Genomic DNA, 21,961 nt, shown 5'->3' with positions numbered 1-21,961 from the left:
TTGTGGTTCTATATATTTGCTGCATAACTGCGACCTACTATATGTTAATAATGTCGCTTCTTAATGGCGCCATTTTTGACAAAATTTTATTTTGAATAGGATGAGGTATGTTTTGCTCATTCATGGCATTCACTAATAAATCAACAACATGATTAAAGTCTTTTTCTGTTATATTCATGCCGGTGTGTATGTCTACCATTGAATCACCTGCGTAGCTGTATTTACACGGGCCATCGGTAAGCATGCACATATGCAAAATAAAACCTTGACGAAAATGCGCTATGTTTGTGTGCTCAAAGTAGTGAAATACCTGCTCGTCATTGCCAATTTGATTAATAAAGCTATCAATTAGTTTTTCTATGCCGGCGTTGCCGCCAATTTGGTAATATAAAGTAGGCGGTGCTTTATTCGCACAGCCCATTAAAATACCAACACATAAAAACCCAACTGCGATTAACTTCATTACCAATACCCTGTTACCGATAAGTACCAACCCGTTTGATCGTCTGCCCCTGCAATACGCCCTAAATCTAAATATGCGGCAGTTACACTCACGTTTTTGTTAGGCATCCAGGCAACAAAAACATCTTTCCAGTCTTGCTCACCCAAGTTTAAGTTATTCGCTTTTTGGCGATACTCAATACCGATTGCCAATTCACGACTTAAAAATACAGCGGTGCTACCTTCAAATAAAAACGCGCTGTCAGCATTGCCGCCACCATAACCGAGTAGTCCCAGTTCATTGGCTTCACTATAGCGTGTTGTTACATTCCAAAACCAGTTATAACCTGCAAATGCACCTAAGTGAAGCTTACTGGCAGCCAAGTAATAATCTGTACCGCTGGTATCCTCTGCGCCAACAAGTTTGGCTACGGTGCCGTCATCTAGCGATTTATGCTGTATACCTAAACTTAATTGCGGCCATTGGCTGTAAACAATATCACCATATAAACGTATTTTTGCACTAGTAATCGATTGCTCTATTTCTGTGTTAAGTGCTGGCACGTCAAACTCTTGTTTTGCGTAACTTAGCTCTACCCGATTAAATAAGTTTAACTGCGCACCACATACATTTAATGCGTAATCACTCACATCAGCTCGGCTACAAAAACCATTTACCGAAAATTCATCTTCGCTCGCATAACCCGCAAGCTGAGCCCAAGGCACTATACCGCCACCGCCGCTACCTTCAACTTGAGATACACCAGGTGTTGCTAGTAACTTTCCGCTACTGTTGGCAACCGTTGGCAACCGTTGGCAATAAAACACTGACAAATAAATACTTAATTTTTACCATAGTATTCTTCCAGCCATTGTTCTAATAAATCAGCTTTTAAAGGCCGGCTAAGGTAGTAACCTTGTGCGTGGTCGCACTGCATTGTTTTAAGTAAAGCTAACGACTCTTCGGTTTCGACCCCTTCAGCCACCACCGAAAAACCTAACTGATGCCCAAGCGTAATTGACGACTGCACTATAAATTGATCTTTTTGAGAGGCATCTAGTTTTAAAATAAAACATTTATCGAGCTTAAGCTCATCAATAGGTAACATTTTTAAACGCCCCAGCGATGTTTGCCCTACCCCGTAATCGTCAAGCGATATTTTAACGCCAATTTGTTTTAAATCTTTAAGCGCTTTTATGCCCTTTTCTTCGTTTTCTATCATGTCGCGCTCGGTTAATTCAATAGTGATTAACCTTGCATCAACATTATGTTTTTTTAGCGTAGCGACTAACGCGGTATGAAACCCCGGATACGCAATATCTTGTGCCGATACATTAATAGCGGCTTGAAGCTCAATGCCCTTCGATTTCCAGTCGGCAACTTGTGCAACTACGGTATTTATTACCCATGCAGTTAATTCAACAATTAGCCCTGAGCGCTCTGCTAAATCAATAAATAACTCGGGATTAACCCAGCTGCCATCTTTACGCTGCCAACGAATAAGCGACTCAACTTTATCTATTTTTTGAGTTTGCATATGCAGCTTAGGCTGGTAGGTCATAAACAGCTGACCATCGTCGTCGCTAATAGCTTGCTTTAATTCATCAAGCATAATTAAACGATCTAAGTGGGCCTCGTCCTCGCCATCTTGGTAATAATGTATATGGTTTTGGTTATTGGCCGCATTTTCTACGGCAATAAGCACTCGCCTTACTAAGTCGTCACTGGCAGTACCTTGCGATGGGTACTGCAATACACCGGTACTAAACTGTAAGTTAATTTTTAGCTTTTGAATGGTATAACACTCTTGGAGCCTAGCAATTAATCCCTCTATGCCGCACTTTTTCTCGCTAACCGCACTGCTTGGAAATACCGTTAAAAACTCATCTCCCCCAATACGCGCATGAATTCCACCAAACTCATCCGAAAACTCACTAATTCTGCATGCCACGGTTTTTATACATTCATCGCCAATGCGCGGGCCCAGCTTGTCGTTTATATGGCGTAAGCCTTTTATATCAATAGCTACAAGCGTATATTGAGTTAATTCGCTTAATTCTTTGTCCAACACTTCTAACATCGCAGAGCGATTATAAAAGCCGGTTAAAGTATCGTGTCGCGCCTGAAAACTAATTTGTTGTTCACGCTTGTTGATGTCGTTACCCATGTTGTCGAACGCATTAACTAAGGTCGTTATTTCTGTGCTTTGTTTTTTACCTTTAAACTCAAAATTATAATTACCCTGTGCAAACTGCTTAGCAATTACAACAAGCTGAGAAAGCGGCGTTGTTAAGTTATTTGCTAATAAGCTACTTGTTATTACACCTACAAACATCGTTAAGATAGACAAAATAATAAGGGTAAAAAATAGCTTTTCAAAATCGCTATAACTTTGTGTTAAATCGGCGCTTAATAAAATAATAATTGGGTGTGTTGCCAAAGAGGCTAAATTAATATCTCGGTTTCGGTAAACCGGGTACTCGCCAAATATTCGTGAGGTGGTGGCCGAGTTAAAATAACTCACCGGTTCAAAAGGCGTTGGGCGCTCATCTAACGAGCTAATAACTAGGTTGTCGGCACTGCCTACAAAACTTACATCCATGCCCGTTAAGCTTTTAAGCTCGCTTGCAACACTGTCGTCTATTTTAAAGCCTACTAAACTGTAAGCTATGGTTCTTGGGGCTTTTACAGGTAATAAAATAACCTGGTAAAGCTCATTGTTTAACACTACAAATGTAGATTGCTCTTGTGCGTTAAATAGCTCTGCGAGTAAAGGTCGCAAGTCGTCTTCAAAGGCACCTTGCTCTAAATTTGACGAAATTAGCTGACCCGATAAATCTATAAGCAACATTAATTGCGCGTCTATCCGTTGGCTGTGATTATACAAAACACTGCTTATGGTACCCGCATCGCGCGTGGCAACCGCTTGTTTAAAACCAAAATCGGCAGTTAATACTTTAGCCGCAGTTAACAGGAGGCTTTCTTTTGAGGTTAAATATTGCTTATAAACGTTTTGCGCAACACTTATGTCTTGGTCTACTTTTTGTTCCTGAAACTGACTTGTTGACCACCAAAAACTAGCAACACTCACCAGCGTTGTTAATAACACCAGCCCTACGCAGAGTGAGGTAATTCGGTTTTTTAAACTATGAGTCATTACCAGCCTTAAATTTGCTACCAAAGGTGTTTCTTGGTGCTGGTGTAGATGTGTTTACCGTTATGGTGTGTTTGCTTTTAGCGCTTACGGTTATAATTTTTTTATTCTCCAAAGGTGCTGTTTGCAAAGCGTGCCATACGCTTAATTCAGTCGGTAATAGGTTATTTGGCAAGGTTACTTTGCCTTGCTTATTTGTTTTATAAACATGTTTGCTACCTGCCACATATATGTAGCCAACCATGAAGTCGTGAATATTACACCCCAAAACAACGACCCCTTGATTATCAAAAGTAATCGGTGCTTTTGGTTGCCCTGAATATAACTTTAGCTGAAAAGGCTTAGCTTGCGAAAAAGAATACACATGGTGGCGAATATTATCGCTATTTGGAAAATCAACTTGCTGCCCTTTTTGCACCACTAATAGCTCTGGCAAAAACTGTTTATGAACTTGATCCATAGTGGCTACTGGAAAATTTGGCTTGGCTAATTGCTCGGCGTTAAAGTGTAGCTCAATAACAGCATTTGCTAGTTTACTACCGTGTTGATCTTCTACTACCAACTCCAGTGCAGCGGCGTTAAAAAAGTAACCAAAAAACAAACCCATGGTTAAAAAACGGCAACTTTTAGTTGTTTTTTGCAAACAACGTTCAAACATAACAACACCTAACTATTAACGTTAGGTTAAGGTAATTAATTACAGGGGTTAATTGCAAGGAATATAGCCCAGTAACTAAAAATAAAAAGTTAGCCACTGGGTTTTTTAGTTCTTTAGTATGGCTATTTTACAATTAAGCCATAATCAGCGTCTAAAATAGAAATGACCTCTTGGCGCGGATCTTCAGGAATAGTAATTGCTTCACCAACTATTTTGCTGGCAATACCCACATAAGTATTAGACACTTCGAGCATGACTGATTCGGGTAAAATATACTCTTTTGCTAACTTTTCACGCTCAGCCATGCGATCTTTGTTTAGTAATACGTCGCTTTCTGGCACGTTATTAATTAACAATTGGCGAAAGCCTTCTTTAGAGTTTTCAACAATTTTACCATCTCGATACGCAGCACCATCCCATATACGCGATGAATCTGGTGTACCCACTTCGTCGATATAAATAAGCTGTTGTGCACCATTTAGGTCTTCTACATAACCAAATTCAAATTTGGTATCTACAAAAATTTGGTCAAGCTTGGCAAGCTCTTTACTAATTAAGCCAAAGCCTTCTACTAACAGCTTTTCGTATTTTGCAACGTCGTCTGCCGACTTAAAATTAAATACATCTAGGTTATTTGTTATGTTCTCGCGGGTAATGTTTACATCGTCTACTGGCGGTATGTCGGCAACGCCTTCAATAATCCCCTTGGTTGATGGCGTAATAAGTACATTATCGAGTTTTTGATTCGCGTTTAACCCTTCAGGTAAATCTATACCGCAAAAGTTACGTGTCCCTTTAGCGTAATCACGCCACATGCTACCCGTAATATATTGGCGCGCTATCGCCTCTACCTTAACTGTACTTGCTTTACGAACAATCCATACATATGGGTGCGGAATATCCACAATATGATTGCCAGCTAGGCCTGCTTCGTCAAATAATTTAAACCAATATGATGCAACGGTGTTAAGTGCTATCCCCTTACCCGGCACACCATTTAAGCCATTTTCACCTTGCCAAATACAATCAAATGCTGAAATACGGTCCGAAATTACCATAATAGCCAGCTCAGTACCTGCGGGTACTTTATAGCCTTTATCTTTAATTAATCGTGTACTGTCTTCGTCTGTTAGCCAGTAAACCGAACGCACTTTACCACTGTGTACTTCACCTTTGGTGCGGATGGGTAAATCATTGTTTACGTCTAAAACTTTATAGCTAGTCATGCTATCTCCGGGGTTAGGGATGCTCTATGAGCAAAGTATGGTATGGGGTTATGTGCGGTATGATAATCCAGCCAACTTCAAAGCTCAATCTTGGGCTTGAAACTAAATAACTTGAACTTTGGTTAAGAGATTTAGCAAGAATATTTATATGGTTGTCACAATCGGGTAAACTGGCTGTGCTATTGAGTCGAGGAGCTAGCTTGAACTACTTAACCACCACCAAAAATAAAAAATACTTAATGTATATATCTCAAAATTATTCATACGCAATTTTGAGGCCTATTCAGGCGGCCATATTAGCGAATGGTGGTCAGGTACGCTGGTTTTTACAAGGTAGCTCTGTAAACCCTGACTTTTTAACACCCGATGAAATACGCCTTAATTCAATAGACGATATTCACAACTGGAAACCCGATGCTACGTTTGCACCGGCTAATTTAATTCCTACGTTTTTTCCGGGTATTAAAGTGGGTGTATTTCATGGTTTTGATGCCGGAAAACTTGATAAAAAAGGTAACAACGACCACCTAAAAGCAAGGGGCTGCTTTGATCTTTACTGTACTCAAGGCCCCAATACCACAGTGCCATTTAAAGCCTTACAAAAAAAGCTTGGTTATTTTAAAGTGACTGAAACTGGCTGGCCAACGCTCGACCGCTTGTTTACTGGCGAATTACAAACCCCATATACCAGCAAAGCCGACACTCGCCCTACACTTTTAATTTGTTCTACTTTTTCAAAACGTTTATCACTTGCACCTAAACTTTACGAGCAAATAAAACACTTTAGCGAAACAGGAAAGTGGCGCATATTAATGCAGTTTCATCCTAAAATGCCTATTGAGCTTGTTAATAAATACAAAGCGTTAAGTAATCAAAACTTAACGTTTATTGAAACCGACGACGTAGTCCCCTTATTAAAGTCGGCCGATGTAATGCTGTGTGATACCTCGTCGGTGCTTTTAATGTTTATAGTGCAGCGAAAGCCTGTTGTGACCTTTTGTAATAATGCCCCAGACAAGCACTTACTAAACGTAACAGATCCAAATAAGCTAGAAGACGCGATAGACCTTGCATTTACCTACCCTAAAACATTGATGCAAAATATAGAAAGCTATTGCCAACAGCTGCACCCATACACAGACGGTAAATCAAGTGAGCGAGTAGTGGCTGCAACGAATGAGTTTTTACTTAGTGACGAAAAGCTAAAACCTAAACCGTTTAATATTATTAGGCAGTTTAAAACGCGCAAAAACCTTAATTATTGGAAGTGGTAAACAAAACAATGATAAGCCTTAATAACGTTACTTTTAAATGGCATAAAAACGATAAAACGCCCACGCTAACTATTAGCAAACTTAACATTGAAAAAGGCCAACATGTTTTTTTACATGGCCCAAGTGGTTCGGGCAAATCAACGTTACTTGCCTTGCTTGCCGGTATAAATGAAGCCACCAGCGGCAATGTCACGTTATTAAACCACACCTTAAATACCCTAAGTAACACTCAACGAGATGCATTTAGAGCTGACCACATTGGTATTATTTTTCAAAACTTCAACTTACTTCCATATCTATCGCCTATTGAAAACGTGATACTGGGCTGCCAATTTTCAAAAAAACGCCAACAAAAAGCATTAAGTCACTCTGCCACGTTAAATAATGAAGCAACACGGTTATTAAACGCGCTGGGTTTAACCGAGCAATATCATAATAAAAATGTGGCCGAATTAAGCATTGGCCAACAACAACGCGTGGCCGCCGCACGCGCATTTATTGGTAACCCAGAAATTATAATTGCCGACGAGCCAACCTCAGCCCTTGATACACAAAACCGCGAAAGCTTTATTAACTTATTGTTTGAACAAGCGAGTAATACAAACAGCACATTAATATTTGTAAGCCACGACGAAAACTTAAAGCCGCTGTTTAATCGCTCAATCGACTTAGTAAGTTTGCAGGAGGCATTATGATCCTTACAAAGCTTGCTTTAAAAAGCCTATTAAATAGACGTGCTAGTGTTGTTTTGACGCTGTTTACCATTGCCGTTAGCGTTATGTTATTGCTAAGTATTGAACGTGTTAGAGTTGATGCTAAAAGCAGCTTTAGCAATACCATTTCGGGTACCGATTTAATTGTCGGAGCCCGCACCGGCGATATTCAATTACTGCTTTCATCAGTATTTCGAATTGGCCACACCAATAATGGCGTGAGCTGGCAAAGCTATAAATACATAACAAGCCAACGCGGCGTAAAGTGGAGCATTCCTATTAGCCTTGGCGACAGCCACAAAGGCCAAGCCGTGTTAGGTACAACACCCGATTACTTTACCCATTACCGCTTTGCTAAAAAACAACATTTGAGTTTTAGTGCAGGTAATCCTTTTAGCACTATTCACGGCGTGGTATTGGGCAATGAGGTAGCTACAAAACTAGGCTATAAGCTGGGCGATAGCATTGTAATATCCCACGGTATGGGTAATACCAGTTTTCATCATCACAACGACAACCCGTTTGAAGTAGTCGGTATTTTAAACCCGACGGGTACCCCGGTCGACAAAACACTGCATATATCGCTTGCCGCTATTGATTTAATTCACGGCGGTAACGCAAGTCATGAACACGATGAACACGATGAACACGATGAACACGATGAACACGATGAACATAACAACCTAACTGGTCACCCTAAACAAGTCACTGCATTTTTAATGGGGTTTGACTCGCCTTTGTATACACTACAAATTAGGCGCAATATAAATCAGTACAAGCCCGAGGCCCTATTAGCCATTATGCCTACCGTCACGCTAAAAGACTTATGGGAAATGCTCGCCATTGTTGAAAAAATACTGCTGCTTTTTTCATTCGTTGTCGTGCTAATAAGCCTGCTCGGTATGTTAACCACGTTACTTGCAAACCTTAATCAACGTCGCCGTGAGCTTGCTATATTACGCTCAGTTGGTGCAAGGCCATGGCAGCTATTTACACTTATAAGTATGGAGTCCTTGCTTACAACATTTTTAGGCTGTGTGCTTGGGTGTGCATTATTTTACGCCACCTTATTTTTAGGAGCCGACTACCTACAAAGCCATGCGGGTATTAGTGTAAATATAGCTATGCTTTCACGCTATGAACTCACCCTCATAGGCGTTATTATGGCGGCGGGTTTTATTATTGGTTTAATACCAGCAACTCGTGCTTATTTTTACTCACTCAGCGACGGCATGAGCATAAAAACATAATGTTTAGGAATTTTATGACACTTTTTAAAACGGCATTAAATGCTTTTTGCATATTAAGCTTAGCTATTATTAGTTTTTCAAGTAACGCTAACCCACCTAAAGAAATTTTTTGGGAAGACTTAATTCCAAAAGGCCATGTGCAAATAGATACCCAAGCACAAGCGAACCACGAAGGCAGCGATCAAAACTGGGTACAACCCGACTTAGACGCCCCTGTAGTAAAAGAACTAAACGGGCAATCTGTCAGCTTACCCGGTTTTGTTGTACCGCTAGAGGGCGATAGCGAAGTAATCACCGAATTTTTATTAGTACCGTATTTTGGCGCCTGCATACACGTACCACCACCGCCACCTAACCAGCTTGTACACGTTACTATAAAAGGCGGCGTACCAATCGAAAGCCTTTACGATGCAATTGTAGTCACAGGTATTATTACAACAGAAACCTGGTCAGGTGAATTAGCACAGGTAGGTTACAAAATGAAAGCCGTAGGCGTAGCGCCGTTTGAGCTTTGAAAAAGTGTTCAGTTTTCAGTTTTCAGCTTTCAGCTTTCAGCTTTCAGCTTTCAGCGCGGAGAATGAATAGCTAAACACTCTAAAGTTAGCTGTTATCAAACTTATTTTTAAGGCTTGTTAACATAGCAGCTAATTCTTTTGTTTCTATTATCCATTGTTGGCTTGTTGACTTATTTAAGTAACCTATTTCTGTGCCTATGTATATCTGTGTTCTAGCTTCTGCAAGAGAAGCCCTAGCTATATCTATAAATCTACTTTTCTCTTTATAGCTTTCTCTACACACACCTTCTGCAATGTTGCTCGGCACTGAAAGGCCTGAGCGTGTTAACTGATCTCTGAACCCATAGTCTTTTATATCTGCTGTAGACCTGTAAATATCTACGCTAAGACGTGCAGATCGTTTCCATACATCTAAATTTTCAAAATTCATTAGTGTTACTTTTATTTATATCATTTTTACTAGCTTAGTTTTAAATATACAAATAACAACTAGCTAACTAAACTAGCCAAAAAATACAATATTCATTAATAACTAAAATCTTCAGTCTAATCACTAATGTCTAAAAGCTTCTATCTGATAACTAAGTACTAACCACTGACAAACTAAATGCGGCCTTAAAGCTTTTCTAAAACATGCTCTGCGCGGCTTACTGTGAACTCTTTGCCTTCTTCTACAAATAACCCAGTAACGACCCCGTTATTTACAATCATCGCGTAGCGAGATGAACGAATACCACCAAAGCCAGCGGTGTCTTTTTCAAGTCCGAGTGCTTTGGTAAAGCTTGCATCACCATCGGCTAGCATTAAAATTTCTTCAGCGTTTTGCGAGTCGCCCCATGCTTTCATTACAAAGGCATCGTTTACCGAAACACAATAAATAGCATCAACACCTTTTGCTTTAATTTTATCAGCAAGGGTAATAAATTCAGGTAAATGCGCATTTGAACACGTTGGCGTAAACGCCCCAGGCACAGCAAATAACACCACTTTTTTATCATCAAATAATTCTTTGTTAGTCAGTGTTTGCATACCTTCGCTTGTTAACTGCGTAAGTGTTACCTGTGGTACGTTTTGGCCTTGTTCAATCATGATAAATCCTTAAAATATAAATAACGAATAGCCCATAGCATAGTGGACTTTGCTAATAGGCGCAGCTTTATTATCAATAAGCATAAATACAAATTTTTCACACAATATACGTTAAGGTACAAGTTGGAATGCTCATCTACTAATGCAAACTTACAGTAGCACAGCGAATTTAATGTAGGCGCTTTGCTTGCTAACGTACTTTGTTTATAGATAGTTAAATAAACAACCTTTTACGTGAGCAAGCTTCACACCTTCGTTGAAATAACTCTAAAAATTAATTACCACCGAGAACACTGAGGCGCTGCGCGCTTCACAGAGAAGAGCGGAGTTTTTCAAGTTAGTTGTCGCCTCAAGTTAAATTTTATGCCGCCCGCATTTCTTCTTTTTTCTCAGGATTTAAATTTACTTCATTTATCATTGACCAATCTCGTGACTTTCCTGACCAGCGACTTGGGTTATTCAATTTAGCAGCGTCGTTTACCTGCTGACGCTTGGCTAATATTTCTTTGTCTAAACCTGAATGACGTTGGTTTGGCGTCACAAATTTTATACCACTGTGTAGATGCTCATTATTGTACCAATCAACGAACCCACTTACCCATTCTCTTGCTGCGCTTATATCTTCAAATGCCTTTTCTGGGTATTCTGGGCGATACTTTAACGTTTTAAATAGCGACTCAGAATACGGATTGTCATTACTTACTGATGGTCGACTAAATGATGGTACAATGCCTAACTCCTGTAATGTTGCCAACAATGTCGCGCCTTTCATTGGGCTACCATTATCTGAGTGCAACGTGACTTGCTCGCGCTTTATTTGCTCTCTACTGCAAATATCCTTCATTAAGTCTGCGGCTAATTCACTTAATTGTGTGTCGTAAACCTGCCAACCAACAACCTTTCGGCTAAAAATGTCCATCACTAAATATAAGTAGAAAAACTGCCCTTTTACGCTCGTTGGTAAATAGGTGATATCCCAAGTATATACTTCATTTGCACGCACGGCCTTGAATGCTCTTGGCTTTTTCATTGGCTTAGTTGGTTTCACTTTTTCTCGATGCGTTAATAAGTTATGTGCCTTCATAACCCGATAAAACGAACTTTCAGACGCTATCCATATGCCGTTATCAAGCAGTTTAGGGACTATTTTACTGGCCGGTAAATGCCCATATTCGGGTGAATTAACTGTATTAATAATGCGCTGCCGCTCTAACTCTGTGAGACGATTTGGCGCCCGTTTTTCCGTACTCGTTCGCTTGTCAGTCATATCATCTGCTTCAATCCAGCGCTGAACTGTTCTTAGTGTCAGCCCAAGTAACTCACATGCTTTTTCTTTCCTTGCCCCTGCATCCTGTGCGTTAGTAATAAGCGTTATTAATTCATGTCGCTCAGTTGGTGTTGTTAATCGTCCTCGCTGAAACCCCAGAGTGCATCCGCTTTTTTTTTGAGAACAAGCAGAGCGGCTGTTTCAGCTAAAGCTTTATCTTTACGATTCAGTTCTTTTTGCAGCTGTTTTATCTCTTGCTTGAGCTGTTTACTGTCTGATTTTACCGTTTTATTTGAAGGCGATGTAGCAAAGTCCTTCTTCCACTGTTGAATATGATGTGGGTAAAGCCCTTTATTACGGCAGTATTCATTCATCGCAGCCTCTTCTAAACTTCCACACTCAATAATCGCGTTGAGTCTTTCTTCTAAACTCCAATCTTGTGGTCGTTTTTCTGCTGTCATTTGGCTACCCGTCTGGTGTGTTTCAAGTTGATGTTTTTTTGCTAGCGCTATCCAACGTTGAAGCGTTGAATAACCGACACCTAAATCATCTGCAATATCTTCTAGGCGGACATCATCACACTGAGATAATGCTTTTTCAACCGCTTGAACTTTAAATTCTTGTGTAAATCGACGTCTCATTTTATCTGCCTCTACTAAATATTAGAGGCGACAACTATCCTGACACAGGGGGCTGCCCACAGCTCGTCGCCGAAGCCCGTAACCCGAGTACAGTATAAAATAGCAACACTTAAGTTGCTAAAAACAACAATAGCAACTAATATGTTTCTATAAATTTAAAAAGCAACTTATTAGTTTCCTTAAATGAACCTTCTACAGCAAATAAAAAACCGTCGTCTTGCTCTAAAAATAAAACAAAATGAAATGCCCATGCGCATTGGTATTTCTAGGCAACAATACCAGCGACTTGAAGCAAAAGGCAATCCCAGATTAGATACGCTAACATTAGTAGCTCAAGGGCTTAATAGTGAAATAATGTTAATACCGAAAGAAAAAATGAGTGTGGTATTAGCAGCCCTCAAAAACAGTGATGGCAACATACCAACCGAACACCAAAAGCCTAATCAAAGCCTACAAAAAATAACTGTATCTGAAGATCCATGGAAAGGATTACTAGAGGATGAGGATGAACATGGAAATTAATGTTTTAAAGTTAACACTGCATGGCCATGTAGTAGGCTTTCTTGCTGGGGGTAAAAATGGCTTAAACATATTCCACTTCGATGAAAGCTTTCGTTTAAATAAAACGAGGCCAACATTTAGCTTAACTACACATCCAAACTTCCCACGAGCTGAAAAAATGATGTCAGAACCTTGGGTAACAAACCAACGCGTTCACCCCATACTATCAAACCTACTACCAGAAGGTTCATTACGCGAACTAATAGCTCAAGGCCTTAAAACTCATGTAGATAATGAGTTTCACATCCTTTCGTACCTCGGAATGGACTTACCAGGTGCTTTAGTTGCTGAACCAATGAAGCCTGAGGATGTTCCAATTAGCCTATTTAATAGTCATGGCCAAGTAACTGCGGTGAATTTTGACAAGTTAAATCAAGAGAATAAATTTTCTTTGGCTGGTGTCCAAATGAAATTTTCTATGAAAGAAAAAGACGGCCGATATAATTTAGCACGTGATAATGTGTTAGGTGATTGGATCATAAAAACCCCCTCAACTAAACATAAAGATGTGCCTACTAATGAGTTTACATCCATGACTTTAGCGTCAATGGTAGGTGTGGATATTCCGGATATAAAACTAGTTAATATTGAACAATTAGATAATTTACCTCAAATTAATTTACCTGATGAAAAACTAGCGTTTGCAATAAAGCGATTCGATAGGCAAAACAATCAACGAATTCACATGGAAGATTTTGCACAAGTACTCGTTAAGTACCCACACGATAAATACAATTCAGGAAACTATGAGCAAATAGCAAGGATCTTATATCAGTTTTCAGAGGATGGGCTCGCTGATGTGCAACAGCTAGCAAGACGTTTACTTGCTAATATTCTGCTAGCTAATGGTGACGCTCACCTAAAAAATTGGAGTTTATTATATTCAGACCAAACAACGCCAAGGCTATCACCTGCTTATGATATAGTTACAACCAGTGTTTACATTGCAAATGAGCAACATTTTGCACTCAACCTCGCGAAAACAAAAGCATGGTACGATATCTCTTATAAACATTTTGAATACTGGTCTAAAAAAGCAGACACTCCTTGGCGAGCTATAAAACCTCATTTAGATGATGTAATTAATAAAGCGCGTACACAATGGCCAGATGCGATTAAGAATTTACCAATGAGTAAAGCACATAAACAACAACTTAAAACTCATTGGCAACGCCTTCATGAAGATTTTAGGTTCTAGGGATTAGGTTCGAGGTTCGAGGTTGATTTAAAACCTTGCGGCTATTTTTATGCATGTAGCAGCGGGTTCACCCCGCGTCGATTTTAGGTTCGAGGTTCGGTGTTTAGCTCTAGGCTCGTAACCCGTTGTTGCTCAGTGCCCGCTCCCCGTTGCCCACCGCTCGTCGCCCGCAACCCGCTGCCCTTTAAATCCTGTACAAGCAAGTATATTCACGTATCATTTTAAGGCCAATAAATAAAAGGATACCTCTTGTTTAATCTCCCCCCCACTACAATTGCACTTATTATCGTTTGTAGCGGCTCTATTATTGGACCGCTTGGCATGGCAGGCGTTAACATCGCTATTCCTGACCTTGCTGAAGATTTACACGCAAGCGCAAAAATGATTGCGTGGATGCCCACCTTGTATTTACTCAGTAGCGTCCTTTTTATGCTGCCGTGCGGTAAAATAGCAGACAACTATGGTCGCAAACGCGTGTATGCATTTGGTTTAGGTTTAAATGCGCTGGCCTCGCTAATGTGTGCGTTAGCAAATTCTATTGAGTGGGTGCTTTTTTGGCGCTTTATACAAGGGGCTGCAGGCGCCATGATTTTTGGTATAGGTGTTGCCATTATCACCTCTGTTACGCCTGATAATAAACGCGGAATGGCACTGGGCATCTCTGCGGCGTGTGTGTACATAGGACTCAGTGCAGCGCCTGCGGTTGGTGGCTGGCTCACTGAAATATGGGGATGGCGCGCCGTGTTTTACTCGCAAATCCCCCTGGTACTTATGCTGCTTATTGCCATTAAACTGTTTTTGCATGGCGAATGGAAAAACGATAAAAAATCGCCGTTTGACTGGTGGGGTATGGTTATTTTCTCGCTCTTTGCACTGTGCTTAGTATTAGGGTTAAGTGATTTACCGAATATAGCTGGCTGGCTATTAACCGCACTTTCAATCATTTGTTTAATGCTATTTATTGTTCACCAAAGTCGCAGTCGGCGCCCGTTAATTAGAGTACAAATGTTTTTAGAAAGTCGTGTATTTAGCCTATCGTTGACTACATCGTTTTTAATGTATGCCAGTAACTTTTCACTGGCCTTTTTGTTAAGTTTGTACCTGCAATATATAAAAGGATTAAGCCCCGCACATGCAGGACAAATAGTATTACTACAAGCGGTTTCAATGGCTATTATGGCGCCCCTAGCAGGTAAGCTTGCCGATAAAATACAACCACGCTTACTTGCCACGCTAGGCTGTGTAATTGTTCTGGTTGGATTTTTTCTGTTATCCCAGTTATCGGTTAACTCAAGCACCGCTTACATTAGCGGCTCACTGTTATTATTAGGGATTGGGTTTGGCTTATTTTCGACCCCTAACAACAATGCCATTATGGGTGCAGTGGATAAAAGTGAGCTAGGTGTGGCGTCTTCCTCAATGAACTTATCACGCACTATTGGTAATTTATTTGGTATGAGCTTAATAAACTTAATTGTGCATTATTACCTTGGTGACAGCACCTTCTCAGCGCAAAATAGCCACGCACTAATGAGCACCATTTCATTGGCGTTTAAAATGTCATTAGGATTTGTCATGCTGGCAAGCTGTATTTCTGCGCTGCGAGGTCGGGCTTAAAAGGCTGCTAGCTTCGAGCTTCGAGCTGCGAGGCACTAGGTTCGAGGGAGGTTCTAGGCTCTAGGAACTATGCCCGTAGCTCGAAGCCCGTAACCCGCTGCCGTTATCATGAACTTTAACACCGCACTTGGCCTAATCTCTACCTATCACCTAAACCCTAGCACCTATCACCTAAGATTCAATATCTTTATTGTCTACACTCATTTCTATTTGCTTATTCAGTAAGTTAATTAACAAAATGCTGCGCATATCGCCGTCGGGCTCTTTGTATATTGCTTGAATACTTTTAAAAGAATCGTTATTAACGCTGACTACATCACCCGCTTTTGGCATTGTTGACTCAACGGTTTGTGAGCATTTACTTTGTAATTGTTCAATTAAAGCTACAGGGACTATTTGATAACTCGCACCATAAGACACAAACCCACCAATACCGCGGGTATTTTTTACAGCAGAAAAATTTCCGCTTTTTAAATCAAGACGAACAAACAAGTAATTAGGAAACAAAGCGAGCTGTTTAACAGTACGACGACCTTTAACCAGCTTTTCTGTTGTTAATTTGGGGTAAAATGCCTCAATCCCTTGGTTGGTTAAGTTAGTTTTTGCCCTTTCCTCTTGTCGGGGCTTGCACATAACTAAATACCAATTTTCCATACTATACCCTGTAACCTTAGCTTAACGAGCAGTCGCCAGCATTTATCAAACCGAACTTGCCATTGTAAACTACTCACGGAATTGATGCGAGCCTGATAGTGTTGTGATTCAATGAAACCGGACACCAATTTAGGTGGTATTATTACCACTCAAACAGAGGTGTTCTATGACAAAACAACGTCGCTCTTTTTCTCAAGAGTTTAAACTTGATTCAGCAAAATTAGTCCTTGATGAAGGATATTCATTCCCAGAAGCTGCTCGCTCACTAGAAGTCGGTGAAACAGCCCTTCGTCGCTGGGTTAAGCAATTACAAGATGAGCGTGGTGGCACAACACCAAACTCTAAAGCGCTTACCCCTGAGCAACAAAAAATTCAGGAGCTTGAAGCTAAAGTTAATCGACTTGAAAGAGAAAAAACAATTTTAAAAAAGGCTACCGCTCTCTTAATGTCAGACGAGATGAACAATATTCGTTGATTGGCCATTTAAGTGAGCATGAGTCTGTAGAAATGGTCTGTAGCGTGTTTGATGTTCCGCGTTCGAGCTTTTATGATTTTAAGCAGCGTGAGACATCAATTAAGCTTGAAGAGGTGCAACTTAGGTCGACGATTAATGAGTTATTTTCGCTCAGTCGTGGAGCTGCCGGTAGCCGCACGTTGGTGGCGATGCTAAAGGACGCAGACTTACCTGTTGGTGTCTTTAAGGTACGCCGTATCATGCGTGACCTGGAATTAGTCTGTAAACAACCAGGGCCTCATTCATATAAATTAGCGACGGTGGAGCGAGCAGACATTCCAAACATACTCAATCGTGAGTTTGACGTTGATGGTCCAAACCACATTTGGTGTGGAGATATAAGCTATATTTGGACGGGTAATAAATGGTCTTATCTGGCTGTTATTATCGACTTATTTGCTCGTCGCGTGGTTGGCTGGGCAATGTCTGATAAGCCTGATACTAACTTAGTTATTAAAGCATTAGATAGAGCATACGAGCAACGGGGCAGGCCATCTGGGCTAATGTTTCATTCAGACCAAGGCTGTCAGTACAGCGCCAAAAGGTTTCAACAAAGGCTGTGGCGTTACCGTATAAAACAAAGCATGAGTCGCCGAGGAAATTGCTGGGATAATGCCCCGATGGAGCGCCTATTTAGAAGTTTAAAAACGGAATGGGTTCCATCATTAGGTTATAGTAATTATCAAGATGCTGAAAAAGATATTAGCTATTATTTGATGAATTACTATAACTGGCACAGACCACATAGCTATAATCAAATGGTTGCCCCAGCTGTAGCAGAAGAAAAACTTAATTCACTGTCCGGAATTAGTTGACCACAACAAAGTTAGGTTTTAGGTTTTAGGTGTTAGGTGTTAGGTGTTAGGTGTTAGGTGTTAGGTGTTAGGTGTTAGGTGTTAGGTGTTAGGTGTTAGGTATTTAAAAACCTTGCGGTTAACATTGCAAGGTTTTTAAATACCTGTAGCAGCGGGTTCACCCCGCGTCATTATTAGGTTTTAGGTCCTAGGTTTTAGACCCGTAGCCCATTACTCGTTGCCCGTTACCGGTAACCCACTACCGTGAATTTTAAAACCATGCTTGGCTTAATCTCTACCTAGCCCCTAGCCCCTAGCACCTTTACCCTTTAACCAACTCTTTCATATATTCAGTAAACTCATAACCTAAGCTTTCATGGCGCATGCTGTATTCTACAATGGCTTTTAAATAACCAAGTTTATCGCCGCAGTCATGTGAGCGGCCACTCACATGAAACGCTTCTACCGTATCAATAGCAAGTAATGCATCAATCGCGTCTGTAAGTTGTATTTCACCGCCTGCGCCAACATGAGTTTTAGCGAGTAATGGCCAAATATTTTTACTTAAAACATAACGACCAACAACGGCTAAATTTGAAGGAGCAACCTCTGCGGCTGGTTTTTCAACCATTGCGAAGAAGGATCCGATAGTTCCCTCTATTAGAAGAAAACACTCCCCTCCCCTACAACCCTTATACAGCAAGACTTTCCGCCCTATTTAACTCTACATATGAGACACAAAAACGTCTGAAAATGGCTATTTGAGACACTTCTACTTCGCAAAAGTCTGAGATAAAAAAGTGAAAAAATTCACTTTTTTAATTATATAGTCAGGCAATTTCTCACCTCATTTAAGGCTGATTTTACGCGTTAAAATGACAACCAGTGAGTCGGCTTGGCGCGCTCAAGCCTGCGATTTTATCGTAGCTTCATCCGTAACTGGTGAAATAGTGAATGTAAAAGTGAATACTCAATGCTAGACGCGCTATACAGCACCTAAATGGGGTGAAGTCGATAGGTATAGCGTGGTGCTTTTGCGCAAAAGCGCCAATGTTACTCATGTAAATAATCAATATGTGTACATGATGTACCACTTATAAAGACCTAATGAAATGAGAGTGGTTTAGAGCGTAAAATCACCGGTTTTATGCGTAAGCGCGAGTGTTTATGCGTGAAAATGACTGCTTTACTCATGTATAAATACTAGAATCTTACATATATGACCATTACAACTCGCTAACTGCCTTCTTTAGGGCCAAGAGGACATATTTACGTAAAGCGCGAGCGTTTATGCGTGAAAACGCCTGTATTACTCATGTAAAAATACCAATTATCTGCATAGATGACCATTAGAACTCGTTTATTACCCTTTTTTAGCATTAAGAAGGCACATCTACGTAAAAGCGCCAATGTCACTGATGTAAAGTATCAATGTTTGTACACAGATAACTGACTTTAATGGCCTAATGATACTGATAAGATTTATAGCGTAAAGCACAATATAACTATGTAGAAATACCAGTATTCTGCATAAATGACCGTTTGTAATGACCTAATAACATTAGCGTAAAGCATTAATTTAATAGGTAAAGAGTCAGCGTACCTGCGAAAAGCATCAGTATTATCAAGGTGGAAACTCAATATTTATACACAGATGACCGATTTTAATCGGCCCAATGATACTGATGAGAGTTATAGCGTAAAGCACCATTATAACTATGTAGAAATACCAGTATTCTGCATAAATGACCGTTTGTAATGACCTAATGACATTAGCGTAAAGCATTAATTTAATAGGTAAAAAGTCAGTATACCTGCGAAAAGCATCAGTATTATCAAGGTGGAAACTCTATATTTATACACAGATGACCGATTTTAATCGGCCCAATGATACTGATGAGAGTTATAGCGTAAAGCACCATTATAACTATGTAGAAATACCAGTATTCTGCATAAATGACCGTTTGTAATGACCTAATGACATTAGCGTAAAGCATTAATTTAATAGGTAAAAAGTCAGTATACCTGCGAAAAGCATCAGTTTCATCAAGGTGAAAACTCAACATTTATACATAGATGACCGACTTTAAACGGCCTAGAGCGTAAAGCGCCTGTTTTTTATGCGTAAGAGCGAGTGTGTTGGTGTAAAGTACAGTGTTTTTACACCGGTGATTATTATAGCTCGTTAGTTAACGATTTTAGGCTCAAAAATATATATTTGCGTAAAAGCACCAATGCCACCCATGTAAAATATCAATGTTTGTACATAGATGACCGCTTTTAATAGCCCAAAGAAATTGGAGAGGTTTATAACGCAAAATCGTCAATATTTATGCATAAGCGTCAGTGTTTATACGTTAGCGCACCCACTTTATTCATGTAAAAATGCCTGTAATCTGCATAGATGACCATTTAAACTCGACATCGTCTCTTTTTTGGGTAAAAGAAAGCATATCTGCGTGAATTACCAGTGTCACACGTGCAAAAATACCAGTGCTCATACATAGCTGACCTCTCGTTGATTGGCCCTTTTTAGGATAAGAAAACATATTTGGGTAAAGCGCTGCGTTTCTGCATAAAAGTATTAGTAAATGCCTACTTTATAGAATGCATAGCGAGATAACCCTGTACTCTTTAGCCTATTAAGCGACAATTATCTTAGACGGCCGGCATTATCTCAGTAAAAAAGTAACTGCAGCACATGTAGTAGCAAAAGAAAAGCTGCATTGATTGCTCGCACACTTCAAAATTTAGTTATCAAAATTAAATGCTGGTATTTATCATGTTAGCTTACACCAAAAAATCTAATGATATAACAGTAGTTAAACTTTGCTTTTACAGTAAAATATCACTACAAATGACTATAGGCTTTTGCACAATGAGCCCAAAATAATTAGAGAGTATTTAAATGAGAAAATTAGCCTTACTATTACCCTTTTTAATTAGCCATCCAGATAATTAACCACACAGGAAGCTGCCCGACTGTTTTTATAGTCGTAAAGCACAATGTTTGGTATTGGGTTGTGTTTATTTATAGCCGATGGCGAATCCGTGCCGGTACAATATAGCCACATGTAACTTTTTACTTTGTCGGCGTTGACCACATTGACCGTCGTTTCATCGGCATGTATCGCAGGCTGTTTAAGTAACGCGTGTTTCAGTCGTTATATCAGCGATTCAAACAAGGTAGCGGATGCGAGTACCCAGTCACTCATGGTTTTACGGCTAAGCTCAATGCCGTATTGCTTGAACATCGACTCTTGTCTGTGCAGTGGCAGTGCATATTGATATTTGCTGGTGATGATTTGACTTAACAAACTGGACGTGGCCATGCCTTTGTTGATGGTCATGTTGGGCATCTTGGCTTGTTTAATACTGTTATTCGACCCTGACTTATCACATTCACGACACACGTACTTTGGGCGAATATGCTCAATGACTTTTATCTTTGCGGGAACGAAGTCGAGCTTTTCGCTGACGTCTTCACCCATTTTATGCAATTCATTACCACAGCAGTTACACAACTTGTCTTCTTCGGCAATGTCATGAATCACTTGCTCACGGGGTAAGTCTTTGGGTAATGGTTTGCGCTTTGGTGTTTTGCGAGTGTAGCTAATCTCTTGCGTAGCAAGCTCATCAGGTTGCTCAATGATGTCTTCGGCTTCATTAAACAATTCACCTTGTGCGTCAAAGACTTCGGCACTTTTACCAAATTGTTTTTGTTGCGCTAGGCGGAATTGCTCCTCTAGATACCGGTTTCTTGCAGTCGCTTGCGCTAATTTTTCAGCGTGCTCTGCCAGCAGCTTTTTAAGCAAAGCCGGATCATCTGGAAGGCAGTTAACATCAATATTCATCCTTTTATTTTATAATGTTTTTACCGTAAACTAGCTTAATGCGATGGTTAATATTGATCCCGCGACGATCTAAATAATGCTAGCGTTTTCGATGTTGATTTGTTGATGCCCTATGACATCATACCCAGATAATAACCAGTGTAATTGTTGCTCGGTTAAGTTTAGGGTGTCGGCGCTGAGGTTTTTCGGCCATTTAAATTTGTGCGTAAAGTAAGTGAGCCTTACTTTAGAGCTCATTTCATCACCTGTAAACGTTAATTCAGCAGCATCATGCCACTGACCACCGTGAAACAATTGGAATATTACACTCATAAACACCTCAGAAGTATATTTCCGAAATTATAATAATTATGATAAAAAGAGAAGTATTGTTCTGTTATTGTAGTTATTCAATAAAAAAGGAGAAGTGAACTTCCGCTTTTAGTTAGTCTATTAATAGTAGATAAGAGATGTCATGTCAGAGAGGTGTTGCCGACTAAATCTTTGCAAAGGCTGTTGAGCTGAGGGACTTAAATCAGGTTGTTAGCAATAAGGTAATCC

18 protein-coding genes and 2 pseudogenes are annotated in these 21,961 nt (G+C 40.1%); 8 read left to right on the top strand and 12 right to left on the bottom strand.

Annotated features, from left to right (window positions below; genetic code table 11):
• Nucleotides 1-37: 37 nt before the first annotated feature.
• From MTP24_RS02365 to MTP24_RS02345, 5 genes are all read right to left on the bottom strand, one after another.
• Entirely contained in the window at nt 38-463 is a 426-nt protein-coding gene (locus tag MTP24_RS02365; protein WP_243532612.1) for a group 1 truncated hemoglobin, read from the bottom strand.
• Nucleotides 463-1,269, bottom strand: a complete 807-nt coding sequence (locus MTP24_RS02360) for a DUF3034 family protein (RefSeq protein ID WP_243533652.1) — start codon at nt 1,267-1,269, stop codon at nt 463-465. Before MTP24_RS02360 ends, MTP24_RS02365 begins: the two co-directional genes overlap by 1 nt.
• Before the next feature lie 14 nt (nt 1,270-1,283).
• Nucleotides 1,284-3,599, bottom strand: a complete 2,316-nt coding sequence (locus tag MTP24_RS02355) for an EAL domain-containing protein (RefSeq protein ID WP_243532610.1) — start codon at nt 3,597-3,599, stop codon at nt 1,284-1,286.
• Nucleotides 3,589-4,254 carry a methylamine utilization protein gene (locus MTP24_RS02350; RefSeq protein WP_243532608.1) on the bottom strand — a complete coding sequence of 222 codons (666 nt, stop codon included), beginning with the start codon at nt 4,252-4,254 and terminating at the stop codon, nt 3,589-3,591. The genes MTP24_RS02355 and MTP24_RS02350 overlap by 11 nt, the downstream gene beginning before the upstream one ends.
• 122 nt (nt 4,255-4,376) lie before the next feature.
• Nucleotides 4,377-5,480 (bottom strand): phosphoribosylaminoimidazolesuccinocarboxamide synthase, encoded by a 1,104-nt coding sequence (locus tag MTP24_RS02345; protein WP_243532606.1) that lies wholly within the window; start codon nt 5,478-5,480, stop codon nt 4,377-4,379.
• 200 nt (nt 5,481-5,680) lie between these two features.
• On the opposite strand from MTP24_RS02345, the gene MTP24_RS02340 reads away from it, so the two are divergent.
• Genes MTP24_RS02340 through MTP24_RS02325 form a run of 4 tightly spaced genes read left to right on the top strand, consistent with a single transcriptional unit; the run spans nt 5,681 to nt 9,232 of the window.
• The gene (locus tag MTP24_RS02340) at nt 5,681-6,754 is read left to right on the top strand and encodes a CDP-glycerol glycerophosphotransferase family protein (RefSeq protein ID WP_243532604.1); all 1,074 of its coding nucleotides are present in this window, start codon (nt 5,681-5,683) and stop codon (nt 6,752-6,754) included.
• An 8-nt stretch (nt 6,755-6,762) separates the two neighbouring features.
• Entirely contained in the window at nt 6,763-7,449 is a 687-nt protein-coding gene (locus MTP24_RS02335) for an ABC transporter ATP-binding protein (RefSeq protein WP_243532603.1), read from the top strand.
• Nucleotides 7,446-8,717, top strand: a complete 1,272-nt coding sequence (locus tag MTP24_RS02330; protein ID WP_243532600.1) for an ABC transporter permease — start codon at nt 7,446-7,448, stop codon at nt 8,715-8,717. The genes MTP24_RS02335 and MTP24_RS02330 overlap by 4 nt, the downstream gene beginning before the upstream one ends.
• 14 nt (nt 8,718-8,731) lie before the next feature.
• A complete protein-coding gene (locus MTP24_RS02325; protein ID WP_008130189.1) occupies nt 8,732-9,232 on the top strand; it encodes a DUF3299 domain-containing protein in 501 nt (166 codons plus the stop codon).
• A gap of 85 nt (nt 9,233-9,317) precedes the next feature.
• Here the strand turns inward: MTP24_RS02325 and MTP24_RS02320 are convergent, their stop codons facing one another.
• The 3 genes from MTP24_RS02320 to MTP24_RS02310 all read right to left on the bottom strand — a co-directional run bounded on the left by MTP24_RS02320 (nt 9,318) and on the right by MTP24_RS02310 (nt 12,229).
• A complete protein-coding gene (locus tag MTP24_RS02320; RefSeq protein ID WP_008130187.1) occupies nt 9,318-9,662 on the bottom strand; it encodes a four helix bundle protein in 345 nt (114 codons plus the stop codon).
• 185 nt (nt 9,663-9,847) lie between these two features.
• Nucleotides 9,848-10,321 (bottom strand): peroxiredoxin, encoded by a 474-nt coding sequence (locus MTP24_RS02315; RefSeq protein WP_243532598.1) that lies wholly within the window; start codon nt 10,319-10,321, stop codon nt 9,848-9,850.
• Nucleotides 10,322-10,682: 361 nt separating this feature from the next.
• Nucleotides 10,683-12,229 (bottom strand): IS3 family transposase gene (locus tag MTP24_RS02310; protein WP_086007396.1). Its coding sequence is split into 2 segments (ribosomal slippage): nt 10,683-11,749 and nt 11,749-12,229, totalling 1,548 coding nucleotides; the frame shifts between segments, so codons are not numbered across the junction.
• A 183-nt stretch (nt 12,230-12,412) separates the two neighbouring features.
• Here MTP24_RS02310 and MTP24_RS02305 point away from each other — a divergent pair.
• The 3 genes from MTP24_RS02305 (at nt 12,413) to MTP24_RS02295 (ending at nt 15,605) form a co-directional block, all read left to right on the top strand.
• On the top strand, nt 12,413-12,751 hold the full coding sequence (locus MTP24_RS02305; RefSeq protein WP_008110891.1) for a helix-turn-helix transcriptional regulator: 339 nt from the start codon (nt 12,413-12,415) through the stop codon (nt 12,749-12,751).
• On the top strand, nt 12,735-13,988 hold the full coding sequence (locus tag MTP24_RS02300) for a type II toxin-antitoxin system HipA family toxin (protein ID WP_036984928.1): 1,254 nt from the start codon (nt 12,735-12,737) through the stop codon (nt 13,986-13,988). The genes MTP24_RS02305 and MTP24_RS02300 overlap by 17 nt, the downstream gene beginning before the upstream one ends.
• A gap of 249 nt (nt 13,989-14,237) precedes the next feature.
• A complete protein-coding gene (locus MTP24_RS02295; RefSeq protein WP_008468364.1) occupies nt 14,238-15,605 on the top strand; it encodes an MFS transporter in 1,368 nt (455 codons plus the stop codon).
• A 171-nt stretch (nt 15,606-15,776) separates the two neighbouring features.
• Here the strand turns inward: MTP24_RS02295 and rfaH are convergent, their stop codons facing one another.
• Complete coding sequence (gene rfaH / locus MTP24_RS02290) at nt 15,777-16,259, bottom strand: transcription/translation regulatory transformer protein RfaH (RefSeq protein WP_008109597.1); 483 nt, start codon at nt 16,257-16,259, stop codon at nt 15,777-15,779.
• Between the two features lie 166 nt (nt 16,260-16,425).
• On the opposite strand from rfaH, the gene MTP24_RS02285 reads away from it, so the two are divergent.
• Nucleotides 16,426-17,588 (top strand): IS3 family transposase gene (locus MTP24_RS02285; RefSeq protein WP_243530777.1). Its coding sequence is split into 2 segments (ribosomal slippage): nt 16,426-16,681 and nt 16,681-17,588, totalling 1,164 coding nucleotides; the frame shifts between segments, so codons are not numbered across the junction.
• Between the two features lie 301 nt (nt 17,589-17,889).
• On the opposite strand, the pseudogene MTP24_RS02280 reads toward MTP24_RS02285, so the two are convergent.
• From MTP24_RS02280 to MTP24_RS02270, 3 genes and pseudogenes are all read right to left on the bottom strand, one after another.
• A pseudogene (locus MTP24_RS02280) lies at nt 17,890-18,198 on the bottom strand (UTP--glucose-1-phosphate uridylyltransferase); the annotation flags it as partial.
• A 2,314-nt stretch (nt 18,199-20,512) separates the two neighbouring features.
• Nucleotides 20,513-21,421: pseudogene (locus MTP24_RS02275) on the bottom strand (IS66 family transposase); the annotation flags it as partial.
• 69 nt (nt 21,422-21,490) lie between these two features.
• The gene (locus tag MTP24_RS02270; RefSeq protein WP_243532596.1) at nt 21,491-21,733 is read right to left on the bottom strand and encodes a transposase; all 243 of its coding nucleotides are present in this window, start codon (nt 21,731-21,733) and stop codon (nt 21,491-21,493) included.
• Between the last annotated feature and the right edge of the window lie 228 nt (nt 21,734-21,961).

This window comes from Pseudoalteromonas sp. APM04, assembly GCF_022809815.1.
Taxonomy (GTDB): Bacteria; Pseudomonadota; Gammaproteobacteria; order Enterobacterales; family Alteromonadaceae; genus Pseudoalteromonas; species Pseudoalteromonas marina.
Note: the sequence above shows the minus strand (reverse complement) of the source record. Positions and strands in the feature narration are given on the sequence as shown.

Excerpts from the sequence above, each read along its gene's own strand:
- MTP24_RS02365 (WP_243532612.1), bottom strand. The coding sequence starts at position 463 with ATGAAGTTAATCGCAGTTGGGTTTTTATGTGTTGGTATTTTAATGGGC.
- MTP24_RS02355 (WP_243532610.1), bottom strand. The coding sequence starts at position 3,599 with ATGACTCATAGTTTAAAAAACCGAATTACCTCACTCTGCGTAGGGCTG.
- MTP24_RS02350 (WP_243532608.1), bottom strand. The coding sequence starts at position 4,254 with ATGTTTGAACGTTGTTTGCAAAAAACAACTAAAAGTTGCCGTTTTTTA.
- MTP24_RS02345 (WP_243532606.1), bottom strand. The coding sequence starts at position 5,480 with ATGACTAGCTATAAAGTTTTAGACGTAAACAATGATTTACCCATCCGC.
- MTP24_RS02335 (WP_243532603.1), top strand. The coding sequence starts at position 6,763 with ATGATAAGCCTTAATAACGTTACTTTTAAATGGCATAAAAACGATAAA.
- MTP24_RS02330 (WP_243532600.1), top strand. The coding sequence starts at position 7,446 with ATGATCCTTACAAAGCTTGCTTTAAAAAGCCTATTAAATAGACGTGCT.
- MTP24_RS02325 (WP_008130189.1), top strand. The coding sequence starts at position 8,732 with ATGACACTTTTTAAAACGGCATTAAATGCTTTTTGCATATTAAGCTTA.
- MTP24_RS02320 (WP_008130187.1), bottom strand. The coding sequence starts at position 9,662 with ATGAATTTTGAAAATTTAGATGTATGGAAACGATCTGCACGTCTTAGC.
- MTP24_RS02315 (WP_243532598.1), bottom strand. The coding sequence starts at position 10,321 with ATGATTGAACAAGGCCAAAACGTACCACAGGTAACACTTACGCAGTTA.
- MTP24_RS02305 (WP_008110891.1), top strand. The coding sequence starts at position 12,413 with ATGAACCTTCTACAGCAAATAAAAAACCGTCGTCTTGCTCTAAAAATA.
- MTP24_RS02300 (WP_036984928.1), top strand. The coding sequence starts at position 12,735 with ATGAACATGGAAATTAATGTTTTAAAGTTAACACTGCATGGCCATGTA.
- rfaH (WP_008109597.1), bottom strand. The coding sequence starts at position 16,259 with ATGGAAAATTGGTATTTAGTTATGTGCAAGCCCCGACAAGAGGAAAGG.
- MTP24_RS02270 (WP_243532596.1), bottom strand. The coding sequence starts at position 21,733 with ATGAGTGTAATATTCCAATTGTTTCACGGTGGTCAGTGGCATGATGCT.